Origin of the sequence: Tistrella sp. (assembly GCF_002684955.1) — a bacterium.
GTDB lineage: Bacteria > Pseudomonadota > Alphaproteobacteria > Tistrellales > Tistrellaceae > Tistrella > Tistrella mobilis.
Map to the genome: position 1 here is coordinate 1 of NZ_NYWI01000033.1, position 19918 is coordinate 19918.

16 protein-coding genes are annotated in these 19918 nt (G+C 69.2%); 4 read left to right on the forward strand and 12 right to left on the reverse strand.

What is annotated here, in order from left to right; translation table 11 throughout:
- The 5 genes from CMO28_RS10460 to CMO28_RS10480 all read right to left on the reverse strand — a co-directional run.
- A partial coding sequence (locus CMO28_RS10460; protein WP_296713170.1) for a methylmalonyl-CoA mutase family protein occupies positions 1-1372 on the reverse strand: 1372 nt, incomplete at its 3' end.
- 4 nt (positions 1373-1376) lie between these two features.
- Positions 1377-3281, reverse strand: a complete 1905-nt coding sequence (locus CMO28_RS10465) for a methylmalonyl-CoA mutase family protein (RefSeq protein WP_296713172.1) — start codon at positions 3279-3281, stop codon at positions 1377-1379.
- A gap of 255 nt (positions 3282-3536) precedes the next feature.
- On the reverse strand, positions 3537-4226 hold the full coding sequence (locus tag CMO28_RS10470; protein WP_296713174.1) for an enoyl-CoA hydratase-related protein: 690 nt from the start codon (positions 4224-4226) through the stop codon (positions 3537-3539).
- A 169-nt stretch (positions 4227-4395) separates the two neighbouring features.
- Positions 4396-4827: a hypothetical protein gene (locus tag CMO28_RS10475; protein ID WP_296713176.1), complete on the reverse strand. Its 432-nt coding sequence runs from the start codon at positions 4825-4827 to the stop codon at positions 4396-4398.
- 240 nt (positions 4828-5067) lie between these two features.
- Positions 5068-5562 carry a DUF1344 domain-containing protein gene (locus CMO28_RS10480; protein ID WP_062767036.1) on the reverse strand — a complete coding sequence of 165 codons (495 nt, stop codon included), beginning with the start codon at positions 5560-5562 and terminating at the stop codon, positions 5068-5070.
- Between the two features lie 266 nt (positions 5563-5828).
- On the opposite strand from CMO28_RS10480, the gene CMO28_RS10485 reads away from it, so the two are divergent.
- Positions 5829-8135, forward strand: coding sequence for a TonB-dependent hemoglobin/transferrin/lactoferrin family receptor (locus tag CMO28_RS10485; protein ID WP_296713181.1), 2307 nt, complete (start codon positions 5829-5831; stop codon positions 8133-8135).
- Positions 8136-8139: 4 nt separating this feature from the next.
- Positions 8140-9915 carry an ABC transporter ATP-binding protein/permease gene (locus CMO28_RS10490; RefSeq protein WP_296713185.1) on the forward strand — a complete coding sequence of 592 codons (1776 nt, stop codon included), beginning with the start codon at positions 8140-8142 and terminating at the stop codon, positions 9913-9915.
- On the opposite strand, the gene CMO28_RS10495 is transcribed toward CMO28_RS10490, so the two are convergent.
- Both CMO28_RS10495 and CMO28_RS10500 read right to left on the reverse strand, forming a co-directional pair.
- Positions 9900-10850, reverse strand: coding sequence for an aldo/keto reductase (locus CMO28_RS10495; protein ID WP_296713188.1), 951 nt, complete (start codon positions 10848-10850; stop codon positions 9900-9902). The two genes, CMO28_RS10490 and CMO28_RS10495, sit on opposite strands and share 16 nt — an antisense overlap.
- A gap of 263 nt (positions 10851-11113) precedes the next feature.
- On the reverse strand, positions 11114-11872 hold the full coding sequence (locus CMO28_RS10500) for a glucose 1-dehydrogenase (protein WP_014748438.1): 759 nt from the start codon (positions 11870-11872) through the stop codon (positions 11114-11116).
- A gap of 388 nt (positions 11873-12260) precedes the next feature.
- On the opposite strand from CMO28_RS10500, the gene CMO28_RS10505 reads away from it, so the two are divergent.
- A complete protein-coding gene (locus tag CMO28_RS10505; protein WP_296713193.1) occupies positions 12261-13724 on the forward strand; it encodes a thioredoxin-like domain-containing protein in 1464 nt (487 codons plus the stop codon).
- 36 nt (positions 13725-13760) lie between these two features.
- Positions 13761-14288, forward strand: coding sequence for a GNAT family N-acetyltransferase (locus CMO28_RS10510; RefSeq protein ID WP_296713195.1), 528 nt, complete (start codon positions 13761-13763; stop codon positions 14286-14288).
- A 6-nt stretch (positions 14289-14294) separates the two neighbouring features.
- Here CMO28_RS10510 and CMO28_RS10515 read toward each other — a convergent pair whose 3' ends face one another.
- The 5 genes from CMO28_RS10515 to CMO28_RS10535 all read right to left on the reverse strand — a co-directional run bounded on the left by CMO28_RS10515 (position 14295) and on the right by CMO28_RS10535 (position 19671).
- Positions 14295-15050, reverse strand: coding sequence for an NAD-dependent deacylase (locus tag CMO28_RS10515; protein WP_062767052.1), 756 nt, complete (start codon positions 15048-15050; stop codon positions 14295-14297).
- 50 nt (positions 15051-15100) lie between these two features.
- A complete protein-coding gene (gene bluB, locus CMO28_RS10520) occupies positions 15101-15745 on the reverse strand; it encodes a 5,6-dimethylbenzimidazole synthase (RefSeq protein WP_296713200.1) in 645 nt (214 codons plus the stop codon).
- Between the two features lie 36 nt (positions 15746-15781).
- Complete coding sequence (locus CMO28_RS10525) at positions 15782-16099, reverse strand: hypothetical protein (protein WP_296713203.1); 318 nt, start codon at positions 16097-16099, stop codon at positions 15782-15784.
- Positions 16100-16258: 159 nt separating this feature from the next.
- Positions 16259-18370 carry a PAS domain-containing sensor histidine kinase gene (locus CMO28_RS10530; RefSeq protein WP_296713205.1) on the reverse strand — a complete coding sequence of 704 codons (2112 nt, stop codon included), beginning with the start codon at positions 18368-18370 and terminating at the stop codon, positions 16259-16261.
- Between the two features lie 197 nt (positions 18371-18567).
- Entirely contained in the window at positions 18568-19671 is a 1104-nt protein-coding gene (locus CMO28_RS10535) for a DUF2336 domain-containing protein (protein WP_062767156.1), read from the reverse strand.
- Positions 19672-19918 lie beyond the last annotated feature (247 nt).

Genomic DNA, 19918 nt, shown 5'->3' on the forward strand with positions numbered 1-19918 from the left:
CGCTCTGCCGGCCGCTGTCGATCCGGGCCTGGGTGCGCGCGGCGGATTCTTCGATCCGCAGCTTGGGCACGCCGGCCTCGATCGCCTTGGTCATGCCGCCCAGCGCCTCGACCTCTTCGATATGGCCCAGCGCGCGCTGGGCCAGATCATAGGTCAGCCGCTCGACATAATGGCTGCCGCCCCAGGCGTCGATCAGCTTCGTCAGGCCGCTTTCGGTCTGCAGGAACAGCTGGGTGTTACGGGCGATGCGGGCCGAGAAATCGGTCGGCAGCGCGATCGCCTCGTCCAGCGAATTGGTGTGCAGGCTCTGGGTCTGGCCGGCGGCCGCCGCCATCGCCTCGACACAGGTGCGCGCGACGTTGTTGAACACGTCCTGCGCCGCCAGCGACCAGCCCGAGGTCTGGCTGTGGGTGCGCAGCGACAGCGAGCGCGGATCCTTGGGATTGAAATGCTGCTTCACGAGCTTCGCCCAGAGCAGGCGCGCCGCCCGCATCTTGGCCGTCTCCATGAAGTAGTTCATGCCGATCGCCCAGAAGAAGCTGAGCCGCGGCGCGAACCGGTCGACATCCATGCCGGCGGCGACACCGGCGCGGATGTATTCGATGCCGTCGGCCAGCGTATAGGCCAGTTCCAGATCGGCCGAAGCGCCGGCTTCCTGCATGTGGTAGCCGGAGATCGAGATCGAGTTGAAGCGCGGCATCTCCTTCGCCGTATAGGCGAAGATGTCCGAGATGATCCTCATCGACGGCGCGGGCGGATAGATATAGGTGTTCCGCACCATGAATTCTTTGAGGATGTCGTTCTGGACCGTGCCGGTCAGCCTGTCGTGCGGCACGCCCTGTTCCTCGGCGGCCACGATATAAAGCGCCATCACCGGCAGGATCGCGCCGTTCATGGTCATCGACACGCTCATCTGATCGAGCGGGATGCCGCTGAACAGGGTGCGCATGTCGTAGATCGAATCGATCGCGACACCGGCCATGCCGACATCACCCTTCACCCGCGGATGATCGCTGTCATAGCCGCGATGGGTGGCAAGGTCGAAGGCGACCGACAGGCCTTTCTGACCGGCCGCGAGATTGCGGCGGTAGAAGGCGTTGGAGTCCTCCGCGGTCGAGAAGCCCGCATACTGGCGGATCGTCCACGGATTGGTGGCATACATGGTGGGATAGGGGCCGCGCACATAGGGCGCCACACCCGGATAGGTGCCGGTGAAGTCGATGCCGGCCAGCGCATCGGGCCCGTAGGCCGGCTTCACCTCGATGCCTTCGGGCGTGACCCAGGGCTCGACCGCCGCCGCCACATCGGGTGCTGCGGCGGGGGGCACGGCGTCGAAATCGAGGGCGGCGAAATCGGGAAGCGTACGTGCCATCGGATCAGGCCTCCGTACCGACAGAAGGGGTGGCCACGGCCGCATGGGCCTCGGCAAGCAGAGCGAGCGCATCCATGCCGGCCGCCAGGAAGCGCGAGATACCGGCCCCGGTCAGCGCCGCCTCCAGCTCGCCCGGACGGCCGGCCAGCCAGACATGGGCGGCACCGGCCGCCTTCAGCGCGGCGGCCGCGGCGGCCGCCTCTTCGGCATAGCGCGCATCCGACGAGCAGAGCACGGCAAGGCGCGCACCGGCCGGCAGACCATCGGTGCCGTCATGAATATCGGCATCGATGCCGCCCGCGGCCAGAAGGTTGCGGGTGAAGGTCAGCCGGGCGGTATAGTCGGCCGGCGTGCCCAGCGTCACCAGCAGCGCCTTCGGGTACGCGCCGTCGGCCGTGAGACGCCGGGCGGCCTCGCGCAGCTGCTCGAAGGGCTCGGCCAGGCGCATGGGGGCAAGCGGGGTGCAGGTCGAGGCCGGGCCTTCGGCTGCGATCTCGGGCATCGGCCGGGCGAAGGACGCGGGGTCGACCTCGTCCATGGTGGGGGCGACATCGCCCAGATTGGGGAATTCCGACACGCCGATCAGGCCGGTCTGGCGCTTCGCCACCGCGGCCTCGATCGCGGCCCGGGTGGCGGCGGCACGCTCCTGCACGATGCCGGCTTCCAGCGCCGCGATCAGGCCGCCGGCCTGCTCGATCGCCTGGAAGGCGGCCCAGCCGGCGCGGGCGAAGCCGTCGGTCAGCTGCTCCAGCGCCCAGGCGCCGGCGGCGGGGTCGGCAACCCGGCCCAGATGGCTTTCCTCCATCAGCACCAGCTGGGTGTTGCGGGCCTGGCGGCGGGCAAGCGCGCCCGGATGGCCGATCGCATCGGTGAAGGGGGCGAGCACGACCACATCGGCGCCGCCCACCGCACCGGCGAAGCCGGCCGCGGTCAGCCGCAGCAGGTTCACCCAGGGGTCGACCTTCGAAAGCATGCGCGCCGACGACCGCGCCTCGATCCGGGCCGGAACCTCCACGCCGGAGGCAGCGGTGATCCGACCCCAGATCGCCCGCGCCGCGCGCAGCTTGGCGAGCGAGGTGAAGTACTCGCCATCGACCGCAAGGCCAAGCGTCACGCGGGCGAAGGCCTCCTCGACCCCGAAGCCCGCCTCGACCAGCGCCTTCGCGTAAAGCACGGCGGCCGCCGCCATCACGCCCAGTTCCTGGGCCTCGCCACCGCCGGCCTCGTGGACCACCTGGCCCGAGGCGCGCAGGAAGCGGGCCTCCAGCAGGTCCGGTGCCAGGCGCTTCGCCAGCGCCGCAGCCCGGGCGACCCGGGCCTGAACCGATCCGGGGGCCGTGCCGCTGGCCGCAAAGGCCGAAACCGGATCCATGTTGAAAGCGAGCGGCGCGCGGATGGCGCCGGGCTGGCTGCGGGCGAAACCGGCGAGCCAGCCGGCCGCCTCGACATCGAGCGCGCCGGCATCGAGCCCGACCGGCGCCAGATCGATCATCACGCCATCGAGCACCGTCGCCAGATCCTCGGTCGAGACCGCGGCGATGCCGTCGCGGCCGGTCGGGTCCAGGCGCAGCAGCACCGAGGCGGCGCCATTCTCCAGATCCTCAAGTACCTGAGCGTTCGCAGTTGCGGGATCGGGGTGGCGGACCAGGGTGCGCAGATCCCAGGGCCGGGCTGCATCACCCGTGGCGGGGCGCGGCAGCATCCGGGCGGCGATACCGTCTTCGGGCGTATAGAGCGGCTCGACGCTCAACCCGTCCCGGGTCTTCCAGCGCAGCTTCTTCTCGTAGGGTGCGCCCTTCAGCGTCTTCTCGACCAGGGCCATCCAGGCATCCCGCGACGGCGGATCGAAATCCGCGGCCAGCGGGGTGGCGGGTTCGAGGGGATTGCTCGTCTGCACAGGTTTCACCACGGTTTTTTCCGATCCGGCATCTTCTGGCGCCTTCGGACGCGGCCCCGCGGGCGCTGCCTGCACGGGTCTGCCGAAGGCGGGTTCGGCGTTTCCTTATCCTTGCGTCCGGAACCGGGCAATGCACCGTCGTCCGGACATGGGTCGCAAGACATATACCGCAAAGCGGTAGCAGACTGGAAACACGAACCGCATCGCAGCAACACCCGAGGCGTCGCGAACCGCGTGCGAATATGCACGGCGGCGCGGCAGAGGGGATCAGCGCAGCGTCGCCAGATCCGCCGCCAGCCCGTCCAGTGCGGCACGGATCGCAGGGCCGCGCAGCCGCGCCTTGGTTGCGGCATAGGCGGCGGGCGACAGACGCTCGGCCAGATCCCGGGCCATGCGCTCCGCCCGGGCGACGGTGCTGGCGGGGGCGACCTCGATATCGTCGATCAGATTCTCGGCCAGCGCCGCCTCGGCCGAGAAGGCTTCGGCATGCAGCAGCGCCCGCGCCTCCAGATGCCGGGGCACCACGCTTTGCGCCACCATCAGCATCCAGGCCGGCAGCGGCATGCCGATGGCGGTCTCGTTCAATTGCAGCCGATAAGGGCCGGCGGTCATGCAGCGCATGTCGCAGGCATAGGCCAGGATCGCGCCGCCGGCGATGGCATGGCCGGTCAGGGCGGCCACCGTCGGCAGGCCCAACCCGTGCAGGCGCAGCACCAGCCGCGAGAACTGCTCGAAAAAGGCGATGAACTCGACGCCCGACAGCCCCGGCAGGATCTTGAGGTTCAGCCCGGCCGAAAACATGCCGTCGCGCCCCGCCAGCACCAGGGCGCGGGCGTCCGCCGCCTCGCCCTCGTCCAGCGCCGCATCCAGCCGGGTGAACCAACCGGCGTCGAGCGCATTGGCCTTGCCGTCGTCGAAGCGGACGGTGGCGACCCCGTCCCGGAAGCTGGTCTCCATGGAATGCGTCTCCTCCCTGACATTGCCTCAACGCCGATGGCCCTAACGACGGCTGCCCCCGCCCCGCCCTCTGATCCGGGGCGGGTTGCGGGGGCCGTTATCATAGCGCGTCCGGGTGGAAGCCGTCACGCGGGTGCGCGCCGGGTGGGCGCGCGCCGGAGATGGGCCATCAGCTGCCGCGGCTGCGCGGCTGGATGCCCAGCCATCCACCGCCGCCGGTGCCGCCGGCGCCGATGGTGTTGCCGTTGCCGCCGGTGCCCTCGACGCTGTCGGTCACGCCTTTCAGGATCGAGGTGGCGCGGTTGAAGCCGTCATCGGCGTGATAGGTGATGGTCACCCCCTCGCCGCGCGCAACCTCGGTCATCCGCGGGTCGCCGATCAGGAAGGCGGTGCCGTCCATCAGGGTCAGGAAGGCGCCGTCGGCCTGATAGACCACGCCCTGCCTGGTGTGGGTGCCGGAGACATCGGCTGCCGCGGCGGCAAGCGGCGCGGCGGCGGCCTGCTCTGGCGTCACGGCATGGCGCTGATCATTGGCCGCACTGGCCATGCCGGCACCGGCAAGGGTGAAGGCGGCGACAAACAGGGGGAGGGACTTGCGCATGATCTTGGGTCCTCTGTTCCGGGGACGGTGCCGTCGGGCACCGCATGTCCCTCGAAACCCCGGGCGCTCGTACCCGTTCCCGGGGTCATGGTTTTGCCCCGATCTCGTCGCAGCCCCCCGCGCGCGCCATCAAAATGCCGCAGCCGACACGCGAACGCCCGCCATCCCGGGGGCAGTCCGGAATGACGGGCGTCCTCGATCGGCATCACAGATGCCGAAAGGCATTAAGCGGCTGACGGGTCAGCTGCCCTTGGCGCGGGGCTGGGCGCCCATCTGGCCGCCACCACCGGTCGCCGACGAGCCGGTGGTGGTCGAATCGGTGCCGGTGCCGCTCAGGCTGTCGGTCGCACCCTTGCGCACCGAGGTGGCCTTGTTGGTGCCGCCGTCCTGATTGTAGGTGACGGTGACTTTGTCACCGGCCTTCACGTCGCTCATCTGCGGGTCGTCGACCTGGAACTTCGTGCCGTCTTCCAGGGTCACGCTGTCGCCGCTGACGCTGGCGACGGTGCCCTGCCTGGTCATGGTGCCGGCGCCGGCACCCGTGCCGCCCGGCGCGGCAGCGCCCGAGCCGGTGCCGATGCCCGGCGTGGTGCCCGGATTGGTCGGATTGGCGTTCTGCGAGCTGCCGGTGGTTCCGCCGGCGCCGGACGGCGTGCCGGAGGTGCCGGCCGCGGTGGCGAGCGAGGCGCCGCCGAGCATGAGGGCGGTCACGAGAACGGGCAGGGTCTTGCGCATCGGGGGAGGTCTCCATACTGAGCAAGGCAACTGCGTGCCTTGCCGGGGGTCTGAGGCGTGGCGGGGCGCCATCCGCCTCTTGCCCCCTTCAACGGATGGGGGCCACGACCGTTCCGCTCCCTGCCCGAATTATTCGCCAGGCCCCCTCCCCCCATCGACGGGCTTGGCATCGCCATCCTGCGCGAGTATGTTCACGCAATCTTGATAATAAGAATCATTCGCAATTGAGAGGCGAGTCCCTTCCAACGAGAAAGGGATCGGTCCGAATGAACACCACACGGCTGACGAACGGCCTCGGCCATGGGCTGCTGGCCCTCTGCCTCACCCTGCCCGCCACCGCCTTCGGCCAGGGCGCGGCACAACCAGTGGCCGCAGAGCGTGAAGACGACGACAGGACGGAAGGCGCAGACGCGCCGGCGGGCACAGGCGAAAGACTGCCGCCGCTGTCGGTGATCGCCACCCGCGGCACCCGGTCGGTCGACGACATCCCGGGCAATGTGACGGTGATCGACAGGCAGGAGCTGGACCTGCGCATGGTGGAGGATATCGGCGAACTGGTCCGGCACCTGCCGGGCATCCAGGTCGACCGCCAGACCAGCGGCACCAACCCCTTCGGCGACCGCACCGGCTTCACCATCCGCGGCGTGTCGGGCAACCGCATCCTGACCCTGGTCGACGGCAGCCGGACCCTGGAGCGGATCACCGACAACACCCGCGACGTGGTCGAGCTGACCCATATGAAACGGGTGGAGATCCAGCGCGGCCCGGCCTCGGCACTCTGGGGCAGCGATGCGCTGGGCGGCGTGGTCGCCTTCGAGACCATGGACCCGGAAGACTATCTGGCGGTCAGCGGCCGCGACACCGCCTTTCGCTTCGACACCACCCATTCGACGCTGGACGACGCGACCGGCGGCGTCGGGGCGGCGGCGCTGCGCTATGGCGATTTCGCGGCCTCGCTGTCGCTGGGCCGGCGTGTGGGCCACGAGCCCGAGAACCGCAATGCCCGCAGTTCCAGGGCGGCCGGGGCGGTCTGGGACTGCTATCGCAATCCCGGCGCCACGCCCTGCGGCCAGCTCGATCCGGCCGATATCCGGGCGGACAATGTGCTCGCCAAACTGGTCTGGACGCCCGGCAGCGATCATCGCATCGGCCTGACGCTGGAGCATTTCGAGCGCGAGACCGAGGTCGAGCAGCTTTACGACCACGGCTATGACGCGGCCGGCAATTTCGTCGCGAATTACGACCGGACCCAGACGCTCAGCCGGCAGCGCATCGCGCTGGAGCACGACTGGACGGTCGATATCGGCCCGATCGAAACCATCCGTTGGCAGCTCTCGCATTCCCCGCAGAAGAGCAGGCGCGAGGGGACACGCGATCGCATCCTCGCCAACGGCAGCAGCGAAACCCGCTACGACTATCTGGAATACGAGGAAGCCTTCACCGAATTCGATGCCCAGTTCGATGGTGGTTTTGCGACCGGCCCGCTCAGCCACCGCCTGACCTGGGGTATCGACGGCGACTATACCGAAACCGATTACGAGCGCATCGACACCACGGTCAACCACACCACCGGCACCACCACGGTGGCCCGCGCCGGCGGCTTCAACTTCGCCAACGCCACCACGATCCGCGCCGATGCCTATGTCCAGGACGAGATCGGGCTCTGGAACGGAAGGTTGCGGGTGACCCCGGCGCTGCGCCTGGCGCATTACGCGATCGATCCCCATCCGAATGCCGATTACAAGCCGGTGGACGGCGCCGAACCGCGCAAGGTGACCGAGACCGAGCCGACCTGGAAACTGGGCGCGGTGCTGGATCTGGACGATAGCTATTCGGTCTATGCCCAGTATGCCGAGGGCTTCAAGATGCCGACGGCCCAGCAGCTTTATACCTCGCTGCCCAGCACGAGCTTCAACCTGGTCCCCAATCCGAACCTGCGCCCGGAATCGGTGAAGAATTACGAGGCGGGCCTGCGCGGGCGCTTCCGCGACGGCAGTTTCTCGGTGGGCGGCTTCTATGCCGACTATACCGATTTCATCCAGTCCTTCGTCTTCCTGCCCAATGGCGACATCACCTATGACAACCTGACCACGGTGAAGGTCTGGGGCCTGGAAGCCTCGGGCGAACTCTATCTGGACGATCTCTGGAGCGTGACCGGCGCGCTCTCGGCCCAGCGGGGCAAGCAGCAGGCCTCACCGGGTGAGGACACCACCGCCTTCGACGGCGCCATTCCGCTGGGTGGCACGCTGGGGCTGCATTACGACGACAGCGAGATGGGGCTGCGTGCCAGCCTTTACGGCACCTTCCAGCGCGGCGTGACCCGCACCGCCGGCAGCAATGCCTACAAGCCCGGCGGCTATGGCGTGTTCGATTTCGCCGCCGCCTGGACGCCGGCACACTGGATCACGCTCCGCCTCGGCATCGACAACATCTTCGACAAGCGCTATTTCCCGAGTTCGGCCACGGCCTATGCCGCCCAGCCCTCCAGCACCTCGGTCGCCAACACCAACCCGATCGAGGCGCAGGTCCAGCCGGGCCGCGCGTTCTCGCTCGGCGCAACGCTGACCTTCTGACCCGATGACGGTCACCGCCGATCCCGGCCGCCCAGGCGGCCGGGCACGCGGCACCGCCCGCCGCCAGCGCGGCGGGCGGCTGCGTTGTTTCCTGCGTCTGGCCCTGCCCTTCTTCCTCAGGCCTGCGGGCCGGGCGGCGGCGCTTAAATTCACCCTCGCCTTCGGCCTCGCCATCGCCGCGGTCTGGATCGGCTTCGAACGCAATGCCTGGAACCAGACCTTCTTCGGCGCGCTGGAGCGGCGCGATGCCGACGCCGTGTTTCGGGCGACGCTCGACTGGATCTGGCTGCTGGCGCTGCTGGTCGGCGTTTCGGTCCAGCGGGCCTATCTGGAACGCATGGTCGAGATCGAATGGCGGACCTGGCTGACCCGCCGCCTGCTCGACCGCTGGCTGGGGCGCGGCGGGCTCTGGCGGCTGGAGAGCGCCGGCGGGATCGACAACCCGGACCAGCGGGTGGCAGAAGATGCCCGGCTGCTGTCGTCGCTGACCGTCGAACTGACGCTGCGGGTGCTGCTGGATGTGGTCGAGCTTGGCCTCTATATCGGCGTGCTCTGGTATCTGTCGGGCACGCTCGCTTTGCCGCTGCCGGGGGGCGGCAGCCTGGATCTGCCCGGCTATATGGTGATCGCGGCGGTGCTCTATGCCGGCATCGCCAATCTGGTCGCCCATCGTCTGGGCCGGCCGCTCGCCGGGCTCGCCGCCCGGCAGCAGCACCGCGAGGCCGATTTCCGCTTCGGTCTTGCACGGCTGCGCGATGCGGCGGCGGAGGTCGTCCTGCTCGGCGGCGGCCGGCGCGAGGCCGGGCTTGCCGCCGGGCGGTTCGATGCCGTGCGCCGGAACGCGCTCGACCTTGCCCGCCGCCACCGGATCTATGCCCTGTTCCAAACCCCGTTCAGCTACACCGTGCTCAACATCTCGATGTTCGTAACGGCACCCGCCTATCTGGCCGGCCAGCTGGATCTGGGCGGCATGATGCAGGCGCGCGGCGCCTTCTCGACGGTGGTCGCAAGCTTCGCGACCCTGGTCTTCGTCTATCCGAAAGTCGCCGAACTGATGGCGGTGCTCGGGCGGCTGGAATCCTTCGAACAGGCGCTGGCCGATCGCGGCCCCCGCCTCTGCCCGCATCCGGCGGCGCGCGCCGCGGCATCGGATGCGCTGGTGCTGGAGGGGGTGGCGGTCACGACCCCCGACGGAGAACCGCTGACCCGGCCGATCGATCTGGTGCTGCGGCCGGGCGAGAAAGTCGCGCTCACCGGCGCGTCGGGCACGGGCAAGAGCCTGCTGCTTTCTGCCATCGCCGGCGCCTGGCCGCATGTCACCGGCAGGATCGAGCGGCCGCGGGCGGGCTGGCCGCCGGTGGTCGTGCCCCAGCGCCCCTATCTGCCCGGTCTCGCCCTCGGCGACGCCCTGCTCTACCCGGCGGAGGGCGGCAGCCGGGCAGACGCCGCAGGGCTGCTGAACGCCGTGGGGCTCGGCCGGCTGGTCGCCGATCTGGACGGCCCGCCCCGCGACTGGGACCGGCAGCTTTCACCCGGGGAGCGTCAGCGCCTGGCCCTGGTTCGCGCCCTGCTCCGCCGGCCGCGCTGGCTGCTGATCGACGAGGCGACCTCGGCGCTGGATGCCGAGGCCGAGACGCGGGTGCTGGCACTGATCGACCGGATGCACCCGCCGCCGGCAGTGCTGATGGTGGCGCACCGCCCGGCGGCGATCGCCGCCTGCGACCGGGTGGTGGCGCTGCACCCGGCGGCAGATGTTCCGGCGGATCAGGCGCCGGCCTGATCCAGCGCCGTCATCTCGTCGGCGGTCAGCGACAGATCCAGCGCCTTCACCAGGCTGTTCAGCTGGGCGAGGCTGGTGGCGCTGGCGATCGGCGCGGTGACGCCGGGGCTGGCGATCATCCAGGCCAGCGCCACCTCGGCCGGGGTCGCGCCATGGGCCTCTGCGACCCGGTCGAGGGCGGCCAGGATGGCGAAGCCCCGCGGGTTCAGATATTTGCCGACCCGGCTGCCGCGCTGGCTCTGCGAGAGATCTGCCTCCGACCGGTACTTGCCCGAGAGGAAGCCCGAAGCCAGGCTGAAATAGGGAATGACGCCCAGCCCGCGGGCCATGCACAGATCCCTGAGCGGGCCTTCGAAGCTGCTGCGGTCATAGAGATTGTATTCCGGCTGCAACGTCTCATAACGGGCAAGCCCGCCGGCGGTGGAGATGTCGAGCGCTTCCGACAGCTGATCGGCCGTGAAGTTCGACGCGCCGATCGCCCGCCCCTTGCCGGCCTTCACCAGCCGGTCGAAAGCTTCCAGCGTCTCGTCCTGGGGCGTGTCGGCATCGGGATAATGGGCCTGATAGAGATCGATATGGTCGGTCTGCAGGCGGCGGAGCGAGGCCTCGACGCAGCGCTCGATCCGCGCGGCCTTCAGGCCCTTGTCGTCGGGTCGCATCGGGGCACCGACCTTGGTCAGGATCTTGACCTTCGCCCGCTTCGCCGGGTTGGCGGCCAGCCATCTGCCGATGATGGTCTCGGACTCGCCACCCTCATGCCCGTCGACCCAGACCGAATAGACGTCGGCGGTGTCGATCGCATCGATGCCGGCATCGACCAGGGCATCGAGCAGGGTGAAGGAGGTCGGCTCGTCGGCGGTCCAGCCGAACACGTTGCCGCCGAAAACCAGCGGCACGATTTCAAGGCCGGACTGGCCGAGCTGGCGCGTCTGCATGGGGGAACCTCTCCTGATCCAGGAACGCCCGCAGATGCCGCCTCCCCGGAAAAGCTCCGGGGCCGGCTGCGGGCGACCCATGGTCGCGCGCCCCCGGCCCCGTATGCAAGCCGTCAGAGTCCCCAGCCCCACCACTCAGTCCCGGCGCGGAGCTACACCCCCCCACCCGCCATTGAGGCGGGGGCCAAGGGCACGGAGTGCCCGCCCGGCGAGGGACTAAAAAGACTCACCCGCCCGGCGAGGGTCAAACAGACTCCTCCTTCTCAGATGCAGCGCCCGCCATCGACTTCCATGCAGACGCCGGTCAGGAACGAGGCGGCATCCGAGGCGAGGAAGGCGGTGGCTTCGGCCACGTCGCGGGCCGAAGACAGGCGGCCGAGCGGAATGGTCTCGATGATCTTGGCGCGCGCCTCGGGCGTGTCGGGCTGGCCGAGGAAGGCGCTGGTCAGGCCGGTCGGGCCCATCACAGGGTTGACGGCGCAGACCCGGATGTTGTCGGGCGCCAGTTCCACCGCCATGGTCTTGGTGATGACCACGGCCGCGCCCTTGCTGCCGTTGTACCAGACCAGACCCGGGCGCGGACGCACGGCGGCGGTGGAGGCGATGTTGATCATCACGCCGCCCTTCTGGGCGCGGAACACCGGCACGGCATGCTTTGCGGCCCAGAACAGGCTCTTGACGTTGACGTCGAAGACCTTGTCGAAGGTCGCCTCGTCGACATCGGTCATGGGCCCGCGGTTGTGGGTGTAGCCGGCATTGTTCACCAGCACGTCCAGCCGGCCGAAGGCATCGGTCGCCGCCTTGATCATGCCCGCGGTGCCGGCATCGGTCGCCACGTCGGCATGCACATAGACCGCCTCGGCGCCGGTCGCCTTGATCTCGGCCGTCACCCGCTCACCGCCGGCATCGTTGATGTCGGCGACCACGACTTTGGCGCCCTTCTCGGCGAACAGCCTGGCGATGCCCTCGCCGAAACCCGAACCGCCGCCGGTGACGATCGCAACCTTGCCCGTCAGGCTCATCTTCTGCTCCTCTCCTGGAACGATCGGCCGGTGCCCTACCGGCCACGGCATCCGGCCCCCGTCTGATGGTGCGGGCGGGGTTTCCGGACCGGCCTCCGATCTCCCGTCCACCTCCGGCGACGGGGCGTCCACTCTCGGAAAACGCGAGCGGACAGCGAAGACATTCGCGGACAATAGCACGTCGGACGGCGCTGGGAAGAGCCTGCCAGCGCCTCTGAACCCAAGGAAATCCGCCGATGCCCGCCTTGCGCGGAGCGTGCGGCGCACCATTCCCGTGGCGGTCCCTGGGTGCAACCATGCGTTTCAAATTGACACAGAAACTTGCCGCCCGCACAGTCGACCGCAACGGCCCGAAGCAGCGGCCGGCAGAATAGGGAGAACACGTCTGATGGCGATCCGCGCCCCGCATTTCCCCACCGACGGCGTCACCTGGTTCAATCTCGTAGGCCCGCCGCCAACCCTGCAGGACCTGCGCGGCCGGCTGGTGATCCTGGATTTCTGGACCTTCTGCTGCATCAACTGCATGCATGTGCTGCCGGTGCTGGCCGAGATCGAGCGGCGTTATCCCGACACCGTGGCGGTGATCGGCGTCCACAGCCCGAAATTTACCGCCGAGCGCGACCCGGCCAAGGTCGCCGGCGCGATCGCCCGCTACGGCATCACCCATCCGGTGATCCACGACCCCGAGATGCGGATGTGGCGCGAATATGCCATCCGCGCCTGGCCCACGCTGGGTTTCATCGGCCCCGACGGCGCCTATCTGGGGGCGGCCCCCGGCGAGCCGGCGCTGGAGAAGCTGGTGGAACTGGTCGATCGGGTGCTTGAAGAGGCGCGCGAGGGCGGCAGTCTCGTGCCCGCCACGCTCGATCTGGCGCCGGCCTCCGAACCCGCGCGACTGCTGCGCCACCCGGCGAAGCTCAAGGAATTCCGCTATGGCCGCGGCTCTGCCGGCTGGGCGATCGCCGATGCCGGCCATCACCAGATCGCGCTGTTCGACAATGCCGGCAACGAGATCCGCCGGGTGGGATCGGGCGAGCACGGGCTGGTCGACGGGCCGGCCGAGAGCGCACGCTTCCAGCGGCCGCAGGGGCTGATCGCCGCCGATGGCGCGATCTTCGTCGCCGACACCTGGAACCACGCCGTGCGCCGGATCGATGTGGCGAGCGGCGAGGTCACCACCATCGCCGGCACCGGCCGGCGTGGCCCGATCCTGAAGGCCGCCGCCCCCGCCATCGATACCGCCCTGGCCAGCCCCTGGGATCTGGAATATCGCGAGGGCGTGCTGTATGTCGCCAATGCCGGCACCCATCAGCTGGCGCGGATCGATCTTGAGACCGGCGTGCTGGAACCGCTGGCCGGCACCGGCGCCGAGGCGCTGGTCGACGGGCCGGCCGATCAGGCGGCGCTGGCCCAGCCCTCGGCGCTGGCGCTGAAGGAAGATCAGCTCTGGTTCATCGATGCCGAAACCTCCAGCCTGCGGCGGCTGGATCTTTCAGGCGGCACGGTCTCGACCCTGGTCGGTGACGGGCTGTTCGACTTCGGCATGGTCGACGGGCCGGCCCGGACCGCGCGCTTTCAGCACCCGCTCGGCCTCTGTTTCGACATGAACGGCAACATCCTGGTCGCCGACGCCTATAATGATGCGATCCGGGTGGTGGATCCGGAAACCGGCATGGTCTCCAGCCTCGACGATCCACCCTATGACTGTTTCGACGATCTCTGCCGCCCGCTGTCGGAACCGGCAGGCGTTGCGGTGGATGATGACGGGGTGGTATTCGTGGCCGATACCGGCAATGACCGGATTTTCCTGTATCACGACGTTTTCCGGACCAGCCGGACGTGGGCGGAATGACGCAGACGGGGGCGGAATGACGCAGACGGGGGCGGAATGACGCAGGCCGGGCCCCGGGCGGATGACCTGCTGATCCGCCCCGCCCGCCCCGACGAGGCGGTGGCGCTGGCCGCGATCGAGGATGCGGCGGCGGCACAATTCGCCCGGATCGGGATGGATCTGGGTGCTGCCGCCTCGGATCCGGCCGCCATCGCCGCACGGGCGGCCGAGGGAGCCGTGCTGGCCGCAAGCCTGGGCGGCCGGCTGACGGGCTTTGCCATCGTCACCGTGGTGGACGGCAACGCTCATCTTGCGGAACTCGACGTGGCGCCGGATGTCCAGCGCCGGGGCATCGGCCGCCGCCTGATCGAGGCCGTGACCGATCGGGCGCGTGCGGCGGGCCGTCACCGCCTCACCCTCACCACCTTTCGCGACGTGCCCTGGAACGGCCCCTGGTACCGCCGGCTGGGGTTCACGGAGCTTGCCCCCGCAGCCCAGGGGCCGGCGCTCAGACAGATCCGGCAGGACGAGGCCCGGCGGATCGACCCGCTCGGCCCGCGGATCGCCATGGCAAGACCGCTCTGATCCGGCTCAGAGCCGGCCGAGCAGCTCGTCGACGAAGGCGGGGACGATCAGGCTTGCCGGGCCGTAGCGGGTTTCGGCGAACAGGCTGGCGCCCTCCGACGGCTCAAGGTTCAGTTCCAGCGTATGGGCCATGCCGCGATGGCGGACATCGGCCACGAAACCCGCCGCCGGATAGACGGTGCCCGAGGTGCCGACCGAGACGAACAGCCCGCACTCGGCCAGCGCCGCCCAGATCCGCTCCATCTCGAACGGCATTTCGCCGAACCAGACGATATGCGGCCGCATCCGCCCGGTCGATCCGCAGCCGCCGCAGGCCGAGGCCTCGTCGAGATCGGCCAGGTGATGGGCGACCGCCTCGCACTCCAGACAGCGCACCTTGGCCAGTTCGCCATGCATATGGATCAGATTGCGGCTGCCGGCGCGCTCGTGCAGGTCGTCGACATTCTGGGTCACCACCAGAACCCCGCCCGGCCAGGCCGCCTCCAGACGGGCCAGCGCCTGATGCGCGGGATTGGGCTGAACGCTCGCCAGCTGGGTGCGCCGGCTGTTGTAGAAGCCCTGGACCAGGGCGGGGTTGCGGGCAAAACCTTCGGGCGTCGCCAGGTCTTCCAGGCTGTGGCGCCGCCACACCCCGTCGGCATCGCGGAAGGTGTCGAGCCCGCTTTCCTTGGAAATGCCGGCCCCCGTCAGCACCACGATCGGCAGGTCGGGGGTCACGTCGTCCAGGCTCGTCTCAGGGTCGAAACGGTCGATCCAGCGCATCGGGGCTCACTCGCGAGAAGAGGACGAGAGGAAAAATGCGGCACTGCGGTTCACCGCCGCAGCACCTGCCGGCAGTCGGGCCGGCGGTCCTGCCAGCCCTGGCGCTCCAGCTCCGGCACCTCCTGCTCATCGGCCGCCCGGCCGAGACACAGATAGCCGATGAAGCCCCAGCCGGCCGGTACGTCCAGCAGCTGCACCACCGGTGCGGGATCCAGGATCGAGACCCAGCCCAACCCCACATCATGGGCACGTGCCGCCAGCCATAATGTATGGATGGCGAGCACCGCCGAATAGGCCACGGTTTCGGGCATGGTCCGGCGGCCGAGCCCGTGGCCCTGTTCAGGATCGGTGACCGCGAAAACCGCAAGCTGCAGCGGCGCCTTGTCGAGCCCTTCCAGTTTCAGCGCCCGATAGGCGGCGCGGCGCGGATCGGCCTGGGCGGTCGCCGCGGCCTCGTTCGCCTTCAGCACCTCGGCGCGGATGGCGGCACGCAAAGCGGGCGTGTCGACCCGCACGAAGCGCCAGGGCTGGGAATTGCCCACGGAGGGCGCGAGACAGGCGAGATCGAGCAGCCGGTCGATCAGCTCTTCAGGCAGCGGATCGGTGCGGAACCGGCGCACATCCCGGCGCCAGCGCAGCAGCGTCTCCAGCATCGCCTGGAAGTCGGGATCGAAAACCGGTGCTGCGCTCGCCATTCATCAGCTCTCCGTCAGTCAGCGCCCATCGACCCGTCAGCGCCCGTCGATGATCGACCCGCGGCGGACGCGGAACTGCGTGCCGTCATCCAGCTTGTGCAGCCCGTCTTCCAGCCGGCGGCGGGTGCCGTCGGGGTTCATCACCGTCGCCTGCATGCGGAACTCGGTCGCGTATTGCGAGGGGCCGATCATGACGGTGCGGCCGTCGGACAGCATGCGGATCACCGTGTTGGGCGGCAGCGGCGGCGGCACCTCGGCCTCGCCGGGCGCGGCCGGGCCTCCGGGGACCGCCGGCGTCGTCGGCTGCGGCTGAAGGTTGCGGTCCGGCGGGATCTGGGCGGCGGCAGGGGCCATCCAAAGACAGGTGATCGTCAAAAGTGCAGAAAAGACCAGGGGCAGGCGGCTCGGGGAGGAACCGGGACGGGCGAGCATGGGTGATGCGACCATTCGACAGACTTGGGGGCGCGGCAGGATCCGCCGGCGACCGGCGGATCAACCATTGATCCATAGCATTTAGATGTCGGCGCCGCGAATCTTCTGCAAGCTCTCGATCAGGGGATCGTCACCATCCTCGTCGCTCTCGTCCTCCTCGCCCCCATCCTCGTCGCCGTCATCCTCGCCGACAGGGGGCAGGCCACCACCGGTTTCGGTCACCAGCCGCCAGGCCGGCAACAACACCCGGACCGTGGTTCCGACCCCGGGCTCGCTTTCCAGCACCACCTCGCCGTCATGCAGGTCGACCATCGCCTTGACCAGCGACATGCCGAGCCCGGTGCCCTCGTAGCGGCGCGACAGCGAGCTGTCGACCTGTTCGAAGGGCTGGAAGACCCGCGGGATATCGTCCTCGGCGATGCCGATGCCGGTGTCGGCGACATAGAGTTCGATCGTACCGCCCTCGCCCTCAGCCGCCCCCGGCGCGGCCGGGCCGGGATTGCGGCGCACGCCCAGTTCGACCCGTCCGCCCGGATCGGTGAACTTCACCGCATTGGACAACAGGTTCAGCAGCACCTGGGTCAGCTTGCGCTCATCGGCCTTCAGATCGGCGCGGCGCAGTTCGTCGGGCAGTTCCACCACCAGATCCAGACCGCCACGCCGGGCGCGCTCGGCCACCATCCGGCGGCTGCGCTCCAGCAGGAAGCGGATCGGAACCTCGCTTTCCTCGACCGCAAGCTTGTCCGCCTCGGCCTTGGACAGATCCAGGATGTCGTTGATCAGCGACAGCAGATGCTGGCCCGACTGGCGAATGTCGGCGACATATTCTTCCTGCTTGGCGCTCATCGGCCCGAACAGCCCCGACTGGAGCATTTCCGAAAAGCCCAGGATCGCATTCAGGGGCGTGCGCAACTCGTGGCTCATATTGGCCAGGAACTCGGCCTTGCTGCGCGCGGCCGCCAGCGCCGCATCGCGGGCCAGGCTCATGCCTTCGGCCAGTTCCACCAGCCGGGCGGTCTGCTCCTCCAGCCGCTCGCGCGTGTCCTGCAGCTCGTGCAGGTTTTCCTCGAGCTGGCGTTCCTTGACCTTGATGTCGGTCGCATCGACATGCACGCCGACCACCAGCCCGCCGCTCATCAGCCGTTCGCGGATCTGCAGCCAGCGGCCGTCGACATTGCGCTGCTCGATGATGCCGATCGGGTTGCGGTGCTTGCGCACGCGCTGGGCGATCCAGGCCTCCCGATCGGCCAGACCTACGTCGATCCGGCCGGAATCGATCTCTTCCCGCAGCATGTCGACGAAGGGCGTGCCCGGCCGGGTCAGGTGGTCCGGCACGCCATAGAATTCGCGATAGCGGCTGTTGCAGAACACCAGCCGGTCCTCGGCATCGAACAGGACCAGCCCGGCCGACATGGCGTCCAGCGCCTCGTCGAGCACGCGATGGGTGCGCTCGGCCGCCTGGGTCTCGCGGCGCTGGTCGGAAATGTCGATCAGGGTCCAGGCGATGCGGTCCAGCCGGCCGTCCTGCAGACGATCGGCCATCGCGGTGATCCGCAGCCAGCGCACCTCCGTGCCGGCGCCGAGCTGGCATTCCACCGACAGCCGGTCGCGGGTGCCGCGGCGCATCTCGTCGAGCAGCCCGGCCAGCCGCTCGCCCACCACCCCCATACGTGCCAGCAGATCGGCGAAGGATTCCGCCCGGCCCGCCCAGGACAACAGCGTCCGGGCCCGCTTGTCCGAAACCCGGACCCGCCCGTCGGCATCGGTGACGACCAGCCCCACCTCGGCGGCTTCCACGTCCAGCCCCATTTCTGGGTCGGCCAGAAAGTCCTGCGGGACAGCGGCGAGTGTCGAGGCCATGGCTTCGGGCAGGTCGATGGCGATACCGCGCAGCGTGGCGACACCGGTCGCCGACATCACCGGTGCGCCAAGCGCCACGATCACCCCGCCGCCCATCCAGCGCCGGGGCGCATCGGCCAGAAAGGCGCGGCGCAGCATGTCTTCAAGGTCGCCGGCCAGCACGGCCGGGCAAAGCCGGCGGGCAAGATCGGCCAGCGGCAGCGGGCGCTGCGGCTGATCGGCAAGATGACCGACGGGAACATCGCCGGCCACGCCCGGCCGGGCAACCAGCACGAAGCCGCAACCGGGCGCCGCCCCGCCATCAAGGCCGGAGCCGCCCGTCGTCGCCACCATGCGGACCTCGTCGGTCCGCGCCACATCGCAAGCCGTTACCGACGCTTTATCGCCCATGCCCTCGTTCACACCGTCTCACCCCAACCCACCGTGGCACGGCGGGGATCCGGATCACCTGACCGTTCATCCGCAAGTGTATTGTCCTTACGGAAGCGAGGCCACATGAACCGGAATGCGCGGGGGTGATTCCGGTCCCGTCAGGCCGCCCGGTCGCCGGATGCCAGGCGGCTGATCAGATAGTCGAGATTATCGCTGTCGATGCCCTCGACCTGGGTCAGCACCCGCTCGATCAGGGTCGAGCGATATCTGATCCGGTCTCCAGGCCGGCCGTCATACTGCATTTCACGCGCCACGTCGATGGCCGTCATCATTGCATGCGCCAGCGCGTCCGGAATCCGGGCGGTCTGCAGCAGGCGCTCCAGCCCCTTGCGGCCCGGATCGTCGATCAGCCGCTGGGCATTCATCAGCGCCACGCCGGCCAGACGCGAGATGCCGCGGTCGAAAAAGCCGCGATCGCCGATGCACAGCGCCCGGAACAGGATGGTGGGCGTCAGCCGGCGGGCGGCATAAAGCACGTCGATCAGCTCGTCCGGATCCTCGGCACGGGACGGATCGACCAGGCCGATCACCGCCCGTTCGCGGCCGGCGAGCGCCAGATCCAGCGCCAGGCCCGCAGGCACGTCGGGCCGCTTGACCAGCTGGGTGCGCAGCCGGTCGGACACGACCGAGACCAGCCGCTCCGACACCTTCACCGGCAGCACCGGCCGGGCGATGACGCCGGCCTGAACGTTCTCGCTGGCCGGGAAACGGTCGATGGCGGTCAGCAGGGTCTTTTCGCCCAGTTCGGCCCCGGGATTGCCCACCACCGTCGCGACGGCGCCTTCGGCACCATGGCGGACGATCGTATCGCCCAGTTCCGCCGAAATGGTCTTGCGGCGGGCCACCGCTTCCTGTGCCGCACCGGTCTGGGCACGGACGATTTCGATCAGATCCTCGTCGGTCAGAACCTCCGAGAATTCCAGGATCGGCGTCGCCACCGGCACGACGTCACGCGCCAGCGTGCGGGCAACATCGCTGGGCACACCCGGATTGTCCTTCAGGGCCTCGGCGAGGGCGGAGCGGACCCGCACCTCGGCATCACGCAGCATCAGCCGGAAAATATCCTCGGCCAGCCGGCGCTCGCTGTCGCTGAGTTCTCCGTCGGCATGGACGGCGGCGACTTTGCGGGCAACGTCTTCGCGCCGCGCCGCCGTTGGCTCGGACAGCAGCTTGCGGATGTCTTCTTCGCTCAATTTAGCCATGACGACCTCCCCCGTTCCGTCGCGCCGCCGGACGATCTGCCCCATGCGGGCGGGCGATCCCCGGGCTTCGGTCACGGCGTGAACGCCTACAGCTTACGCGATTGGCCGGGACAGCGCCACGCAGGACAGGGTTAACACGTTCTTCACGATGTTTTCGTCAAGAATACCCGACAAAAATACCCGGCAAACGGGTGTGCCGCCCGCCCCTGCCGCCGCCCTGCGGTGATAGGACGCACAGTCGGCCCCC